A 7450-nucleotide genomic window follows, 5' to 3' on the forward strand; every position below is an offset into this window, starting at 1 on the left:
TGGTGACGATCGCGGCAACGGCAAACGCCGCGGCGCTGCGCAGGATGGCGCCGACATTGTGCGGATCGGTGATCTGGTCGAGCACCAGCACGATGCCCTCCGCCGGCAGCTCGTCGATGTCGGGGGTGGGCAGGGGATCGGCCTCGGCATAGAGGCCCTGGTGCACGGCGTCCGGCCCGAGCAGCCCGTCGATCACGCTCGGGCGCACGATCTCGGGGGCAAGGCGGGTCTCGATGCCGTCCTCGGCGAGCCTGCGCGCGGCATTTTCGGTGAGCAGCAGCCTGCGGATGTGACGCGCCGGGTTCTTCAGCGCCAGGCTCACCGTGTGCCAGCCATAGAGCACGACCGGGCCGTTCGCGGCGGATTCCCGCTCGCGCCAGGCGGGCCGCAGCGGGCGGCGCGGGTCGGACGACTTGCCTCGGTCGCGCCGGAATGGCGGCTTGCGCTGATTCATGAAAAGGCTTGTGTCACGGGTTCCTCATCAAGGCAATTTCGGCCCTGATCCGCCGTTTTTGGCGCATTCCCTTGGTTGACTTTGGCGGGGTGCTTCGCCCATAAACGCGCCGGCTGAGCGCCCCCTCGTCCGGGGCCCGGCTATACCTCTCCATGGCAGGTCCGTCGCCGCCCAAGGAGCCGCCGAAGGTGGAGCGGACGGCATGCCGTGTGAAGGGGGGAGTGTCCCGAGTGGCAAAGGGAGCTGACTGTAAATCAGCCGCCTCATGGCTTCGCAGGTTCGAGTCCTGCCTCCCCCACCATCCTTCGCTCGCTTCGCGAGCTACGGCTCGGCAAGCCAGCATGGGTGTTTCGTGGAGGGTGAGCTACCACATCGGTGCGCGCCTCGTCGTGAAGGCGCCACTTACCGTCCGGCCTCGCGCGCCATCATGGCTGGGAACGAGTCGGCGTGTCGAATCAGCGACAGTGACGCATCGATCAAGCGGCGACGAAGCGGCGAACTCGAAAAGTTCATAGACTTGCCTCAAAGCCGTGATGGAGGAGTCCAAGTGCGTTCGTCGAGTACCCTCATCATGCGTTTGTTCGTGCTCCCGGCTACCACTGGTTGGTGTGCTCGCGTTTTATGCAGTGCCTTTCTCCTCACCGTCAGCAGCACGGCGTTCGCGCAGACCACGGGCGCAGTCGGCCCGAGTCCGGCCCCGGCAGATGAGCCGGCGGCCAAGCCGGAGATGCCGCCGCCCGGCGGCTGCACGCCGATCGGCGTGACCGTGTCGGGGGAGATCGTGTTCCCGTTCCAATGCAAGGACTTCATCGAACGGATGAAGAGCTCCAGCCAGCGGCCTGTGCCCCCGGAAAAACCGGCGGTCGCCGACGGCATGCCGTCGCCGGCCTCGCAAAAATTTCCGGTCGCCGAGGACAAATCGAGCTCCGACGACAAGCCTGTCATGACAGACGAGAAGGAGACGGCGCCGCCGGACAAGCCTGCGGTGGCCGAGCAGCCGCCGGCCCCGGCCGAGCAGAAGCCAGCGGAGCAGCCGCCCGTCGTGGAGCAGAAGCCGGTCGTCGTCGACGCGAATCCGGCTGCGCCCGAGCCGAAGCCGGTCGCCGCAGAGGCGAATCCGGCCGCGCCTGAACCCAAACCAGTGGCCGCGGAGACGAATCCCGCTGCGCCCGAGCCGAAGCCGGTCGCCGCAGAGGCGAAGCCGGCTGCGCCCGAATCGAAGCCGGTTGCCGCGGAGGAAAAGCCCGCCGCTCCGGAGCAGAAGCCGGTTGCCAATGCCGTCGTCAGCCCGTCGCCGAGCGCGGCGGTCGAGGACAGCAGCCCGGCGATCAAGCCGGGCGAGAAGATTCCGCTGCCGCGCCGTGCCGCCGACCGCACGAAGGAGCCGCGCGCGAAGGAACTCAAGGTGACGGCGGCGCTGTGCACGCATTTCCGCAGCTACAACGCGGCCGCCGGCACCTACAAGGATTTCAGCGGAAAGATTCGTCCCTGCCGCTGATCCGGAAGGCGCCGGCCTGACCTGCGTCCGGCGTTCGCGAGCCGCCTCAATATGCGATACTGCCGGCCTGCACGAGCGGCCGCCTGACGGGCGGCATCGTTGCACAGCCGTCGCGTGGTTTCAGGGATGATCGAGTCGAGCCTCAACACGGATCAGTTCGAGCTCAACAAGCTCGATTCGCTCAGCAACACCATCTTCGGCGTGGCGATGACGCTGCTCGCCTATGACCTGCCGAAGGCCAGCGAGTTCACCAAGGTCCCGGAGTGGACCGACCTCTACCACGTCTATGGCGCCCGCCTGTCGGCCATGGTGGTGAGCTTCATCGTGGCGGGCGTGTTCTGGATGAGCCACCACCGGCGTCTGATGATGAAGCCGCTCGGCAGCCGCGGCATCGTGCTGCTCAATCTTCTGTTCCTGCTGTCGATCATCCTGCTGCCCGTGACCAACGGCCTGAACGGCAGTTTCGGCATGACCCAGGTGGTCGCCGTGGTCTATGGGCTGCATCTGATCGTGATCGCCGGGCTCAATGCGTGGCTGTGGCGGCTGGCGACCGGCCCGGGCATGCATGTCGAGCTCGTGGCTGCGGCCTTTCCGCTCCTGGTGTTCGTGCCGGGCACGATCGTGGCCGCGCTCGCGCCACGTTATGCGATCTATTTCTGGGTGCTCGGCTTCGGGGCGCTTCTGGTCCGCCGGCTGTTGAGCCCGCGCGCCGCGGTCTGAGGCGAGGCCGGTCAGCGGGCAGCTGTGCTGCCGCTGTGGGTATCGACATCCGGCAACGCGGCGCCGGGAATGAAGCGCCGGATCGGCCGGATCTCGTAGACTGCGCCCGGATTGGCGCGGCGCAGTTCACGCGCGGCTTCGATCGCTGCCTCCTCGTTCGGCAGATCGGCGACATAGAAGCCGAGCAATTGCTCCTTGGTCTCGGCGAACGGGCCGTCGATCACGGCTCCTGCGCCGGGGCCGCGCAAGGTGCGCGCCTTGGCGGTGTCGCCCAGCCGTGCGGAAGGCCCGAGCTTTCCCATTCGGTTGAGCCGATCGTGCGCCTCGATCAGGCCGGACATCACGGCGGCATCGGCTTCCGCCGTCCACGACAAGACGTCGGCTTCGACGTGATAGGCGAGGATGGCGTACAGCATCGGCAACTCCTTGCGAGGGCGCGTTGGAGGGCGTCCGGCGGGGCCAATTCCGACAAAGGGCGGCAGGGCCATTGGCGCGCGAGGCGCATGCAAAACGCGGCGGGATGGCTCCCGCCGCGCCGCAACTCTTGAAACTCGCTGGTCCAGGGCCGAGACCGCCCCGTGTGCCAGGCGCGAAGACGTGCCTAGCGGGCGATCCCAGCGAGGTGACAGCGCTTGAGATAAGACACTGGATCACCTCCTTTTCGTTGATTGACGGGAATCGCAATATAGTCCCCGCGCTGGCCGCCGTTAAGGGGCGCGCGGCCGAAAAACGCGCGGAAACAACGGTTTCAGGACCAGTTGAGGCGGCTCGTCCGGCATGTTAGGGGATGGCTCGCACGCGGGTGTAGCTCAATGGTAGAGCAGCAGCCTTCCAAGCTGAATACGAGGGTTCGATTCCCTTCACCCGCTCCATCGATTTCAGTCATGTGCGCACATCATGTTGCCCCATTCGCACGGCGCGTCGCCGCGGACGATCTGGCGCGTGGTGCGCTTCACGTTCTTCGGCAGCACCTGACGGTGCTGCGATGCGACTGCGCCAGCAGGCGTAGCCCGGATGAGCGGAGCGATATCCGGGTCTTCTTCTCCCGCATGTCGCTTCGCTCATGCGGGCTACTGGCTGCGCCAGTATCTCGCGATCGGTCGGCTCGGCGTCGCCGGTTTCGGTGAGCCCGTCATGTCTGATGCTCGTGAACGACAGTTCGTCCCGCAACTTCCATGATCGTTATTACTTGCTGCGGCGCAGGCCCGTCCTTGTGCGATCCGCGGGGTGGTCGCGGCGGCTGGCTCAATCGCTGACCATCACGGCGCAAACGCGATCACCGCAAAATCGGCCTCCGTCGTTCCAGGTTCGGCAGGCAGGAAGTAGATCGATGCCGCCAGGGCGATGGCCGCCAAGATCAAATAGGCGAACAGCCAGCCGCTGCCCGTCCGGTGCTGAATCCGCTTGTCGTCGACAACAACAGCCATGATCAAAAAGCCTTCGGTGCTGAAGGAGCGCTGGCACGGACCATGGTAAGGCGGGGAGCGTCGAGCGCGTGTAAGGTCGTTCACATGTGCACCGCGATGTGATGTCAACGCGGGGCTGCGATTGCGACCGCCGCTGGGAGAGCACAGCCAGCCACAGGGAGCAGCTCGTAGGATGGGCAGAGCGGCCGCCGAAGCCTTTGGCGAAGGCGGCCGCGAAACCCATCGCGGTCGTCGATGATGGGTTTCGCTTTCGCCTCTTGCTGCTTTGAGCCGAGTGCCACTGGCCGCTCAACCCATCCTACGGAGCGAGTCGCCCGACGGGCGGAATCCGGTCGGGTGCGCGGGCTGTTGCACCGATGGCGCAGGTTTTCGTCGCGAAAATCGTCTGCGTCGAAACAGAAAGTTCACGAGCAATTCGAGTCGGTTAGCATCATCCGGTTCGCTCCGCCCGAATTTTCTTCTTTCTTTTTTTCAGAAGTGCGCCTATATACCGCCATCCCGCCTCGATGAGAGGGGCGAACGCGTCGTCACGAGCGTGAGGCGGGGATGCGGTGGACGCGGCGGCATGGCGCGACGAGCGATGCTGATCGCGGACGGCTAAAGCGTGTGGTTCTGGCGCCCCGACGCTGGCGCTAAGCTCGCGGTGATGCTTGCATCACGCGGGTGACGGGGGCAAGAAAGCCCGGTCCCCGGGAAGAGCACGCCATATGCGTTAACACCACCGCGCAGGGAATGCCGGATGATTGGCTGAACCTGTGGTGACTGCCGCCTGCGTTTCTTGTTGCAGGCGGGCCATGGGTGAGGCCTTCACCCGGCATTCCCTGCGCCCTCTTTGTTTTTCGAGGGTGTGGCTTCTGCAAGACTCGCGCGTATTGCGCGGCGAGAACGCGGACTTATATCCTCCCGGCTGTTTGACAATTGAATCGGAATGGCGAAACCGTCGCTAGGCGACAGCGTCAGGTTCGCCCGCGTGTCGCTCCGCTCAGCTCGCGAACCGCGCGTTCTTCGGCCGCTTCAGGCCGAGCAGGTCGCGCAAGGTCGTGCCCTCGTATTCGGTGCGGAACAGGCCGCGGTCCTGCAGGATCGGCACCACGAGGTCGACGAAGTCGTCGAAACCTTCGTGGAAGTAGGGCGGCATCACGTTGAAGCCGTCGCCGGCGCGCTCCTCGAACCATTGCTGCAAGGTGTCGGCGATGCGCTCGGCCGAGCCGCACAAGACCCAGTGGCCGCGGGCGGCGGCGGTGAGGTTGTAGAGATCGCGCAGGGTCATGTTGTCGCGCCGTGCCTTGGCGAGCATCACCGTTGCGAAGCTGTGATAGCCGTCGGACAATCCGAGGTCGGGCACGGGCCCGTCGAGATCGTAGGCCGACATGTCCTGCCCGAGGCGGTCGGAGAGGATGCGGAGCGCGTTGCTCTCGCTGATGAAGCTTTGCAGGGTGTTGAGCTTCTCGAACGCCTCCTTGTCGGTGCGGCCGACGATCGGCATCACGCCGGGCAGGATGGTCAATTCCTCAGGGCCACGGCCGAACGCCGGCAGGCGCTGTTTCAGCGACGCGTAGCTCGCCTTGGCCTCATCGATGTCCTGCACCACCGAGAACACCACGTCGGCGGTGCGTGCGGCCAGCGCCTGTCCGGGCTCGGAGCCGCCGGCCTGCAGCACGATCGGATGGCCCTGCGGGGTCCGCGCGGTGTTGAGCGGGCCCTTCACCTTGAAGAAAGTCCCCTCGTGATCGATCGCGCGCACCTTCTTCGGATCGATGTAGAGCCCGGTCGCGCGGTCGGCGACGACGGCGTCGTCGGCCCAGCCGTCCCACAGCTTCTTGACGACGTCGACGAACTCGCCCGCCATCTCGTAGCGGCGGGCGTGATCGGGATGGGTGGTGCCGAAATTGGCGGCGGCGCCGGCATTCGCGGTCGTCACCGCATTCCAGGCGGCGCGGCCGCCGGAGATATGGTCGAGCGAGGCAAAGGCGCGCGCCACCAGGAACGGCTCGCTGTAGGTCGTCGACACCGTGGCGCCGAGGCCGAGACGGGTGGTCGACATCGCGAGCGCCGCGAGCATGGTCAAGGGCTCGAGTCGCAGCGTGTAGGAAGGATGGGAGGTCGGATCGCCGTGGAGATTGTCGCCCATGAAGATCAGGTCGAAGCGGCCGCGCTCGGCGGTGCGGCCGATTTCCTGGATCGCGGCAAGGTCGAGGAAGCTGTCGACCGCGCCGGGATAGCGCCAGCCCGCGACATGGCTGCCGGTGCCGAGAACGAAGAGACCGAGATGCATCTGCCGTTTCATGGCTCAGATCCAGAACAGGAGTTTGCGTTCAATGCGGACGATCAGACCGAAGAAGGCGAGGACTCACGGCGAAGGTGACGCATCCTCCCACACATGACTGAGCAAGAAGTATGCCGCAAGTATAGCGAGCTTGCGAGCGGTGATGCGCGGCGCCGTTGGCTCGCAATGACGTGGAGAGGGTTGTGCGCACGCCACACAGCGGTGCCTCACGATCCCGCTTCCGCCGCCCAGGCGGCGAGCACGGCGCGTTCCTGCGCGGTGATCTCGGTGACGTTGCCCGGTGGCATTGCACTCGACCAGGCGGCGTTGCGCGCGATCAGCTTCGCGTTGCGGCGGATGTGCTCGGCATCGTCCAGCCGCACGCCGCGCGGCGCCGTGACGATCGAACCCCACACCGGTTCGGCCGCATGACACATGCTGCAGCGGGACAGCACGATCTCCTGGGCCGCCGCGGCGAAGTCGGTGGGCGCCGTGAGCGCGCCACTCGCGGCGTCGCGCGGTCCGGCCGCGGACAACAGCGCGATCGCGATCATGCCGATCGCCGCAACCCCCCACACCCACCAGGGCGACGGCCGGCCGGCATGGCGCGCGTTGAAGAAATGCCGGATCACCGGCCCGAGCGCGAGCACGATCGCGACGATCACCCAGTTGAAGCGGGTGGCGAAGATCAGCGGATAATGATTGCTGATCATCAGCACCACGACGGGCAGGGTCAGATAGTTGTTGTGGACCGAGCGCTCCTTGCCCTGCTTGCCGAGCTTCGGGTCCGGCACCTGGCCCGCGAGCAGCGCGGCGACGATCTTCTTCTGGTTCGGGATGATCAGCAGGAAGACGTTGGCGACCATGATGGTGCCGATGATGGCGCCGATCTGGTTGAAGGCGCCGCGGCCGCTCAGCACATGGGTGAAGGCGTAGGTCAGGCCGACCAGGAATACATAACCGCCGATCGAAAACGGCAGTTCATGGCGCGCAAGGCCGGACCGGCAGGCGCCTTCATAGAGCAGCCACGCCACCGCAAGACTCAGGAAGCTGAACAAGCCGGCCTGCGCCGGCGAAAGATCCAG

Annotated in this window: 7 protein-coding genes and 2 tRNA genes; 4 read left to right on the top strand and 5 right to left on the bottom strand. The window is 66.0% G+C overall.

Annotation, left to right across the window (positions count from 1 at the left end; translation table 11 throughout):
* Positions 1–454, bottom strand: a 454-nt coding sequence (locus tag JOY90_RS38725; protein ID WP_291696348.1) for an RNA methyltransferase substrate-binding domain-containing protein, incomplete at its 3' end; no start/stop codon positions are given.
* Between the two features lie 215 nt (positions 455–669).
* Between JOY90_RS38725 and JOY90_RS38730 the strand changes: the two genes are divergently transcribed.
* The 3 genes from JOY90_RS38730 to JOY90_RS38740 all read left to right on the top strand — a co-directional run bounded on the left by JOY90_RS38730 (position 670) and on the right by JOY90_RS38740 (position 2672).
* Positions 670–755 (top strand) — tRNA-Tyr (locus JOY90_RS38730).
* Positions 756–881: 126 nt separating this feature from the next.
* Entirely contained in the window at positions 882–1952 is a 1071-nt protein-coding gene (locus tag JOY90_RS38735) for a BA14K family protein (RefSeq protein ID WP_291696349.1), read from the top strand.
* A 126-nt stretch (positions 1953–2078) separates the two neighbouring features.
* The gene (locus tag JOY90_RS38740; protein WP_291696350.1) at positions 2079–2672 is read left to right on the top strand and encodes a TMEM175 family protein; all 594 of its coding nucleotides are present in this window, start codon (positions 2079–2081) and stop codon (positions 2670–2672) included.
* A gap of 11 nt (positions 2673–2683) precedes the next feature.
* Here the strand turns inward: JOY90_RS38740 and JOY90_RS38745 are convergent, their stop codons facing one another.
* Positions 2684–3088: a YciI family protein gene (locus JOY90_RS38745; RefSeq protein ID WP_291696351.1), complete on the bottom strand. Its 405-nt coding sequence runs from the start codon at positions 3086–3088 to the stop codon at positions 2684–2686.
* Between the two features lie 382 nt (positions 3089–3470).
* Between JOY90_RS38745 and JOY90_RS38750 the strand changes: the two genes are divergently transcribed.
* A tRNA-Gly gene (locus JOY90_RS38750) sits at positions 3471–3544 on the top strand.
* Between the two features lie 387 nt (positions 3545–3931).
* Here the strand turns inward: JOY90_RS38750 and JOY90_RS38755 are convergent.
* From JOY90_RS38755 to JOY90_RS38765, 3 genes are all read right to left on the bottom strand, one after another.
* Complete coding sequence (locus JOY90_RS38755; protein ID WP_291696352.1) at positions 3932–4099, bottom strand: hypothetical protein; 168 nt, start codon at positions 4097–4099, stop codon at positions 3932–3934.
* Between the two features lie 982 nt (positions 4100–5081).
* Positions 5082–6386: an LLM class flavin-dependent oxidoreductase gene (locus tag JOY90_RS38760; RefSeq protein ID WP_291696353.1), complete on the bottom strand. Its 1305-nt coding sequence runs from the start codon at positions 6384–6386 to the stop codon at positions 5082–5084.
* Positions 6387–6592: 206 nt separating this feature from the next.
* A partial coding sequence (locus tag JOY90_RS38765) for a urate hydroxylase PuuD (RefSeq protein WP_291696354.1) occupies positions 6593–7450 on the bottom strand: 858 nt, incomplete at its 5' end.

Source organism: Bradyrhizobium sp., from assembly GCF_019242285.1.
Taxonomy (GTDB): Bacteria; Pseudomonadota; Alphaproteobacteria; order Rhizobiales; family Xanthobacteraceae; genus Bradyrhizobium.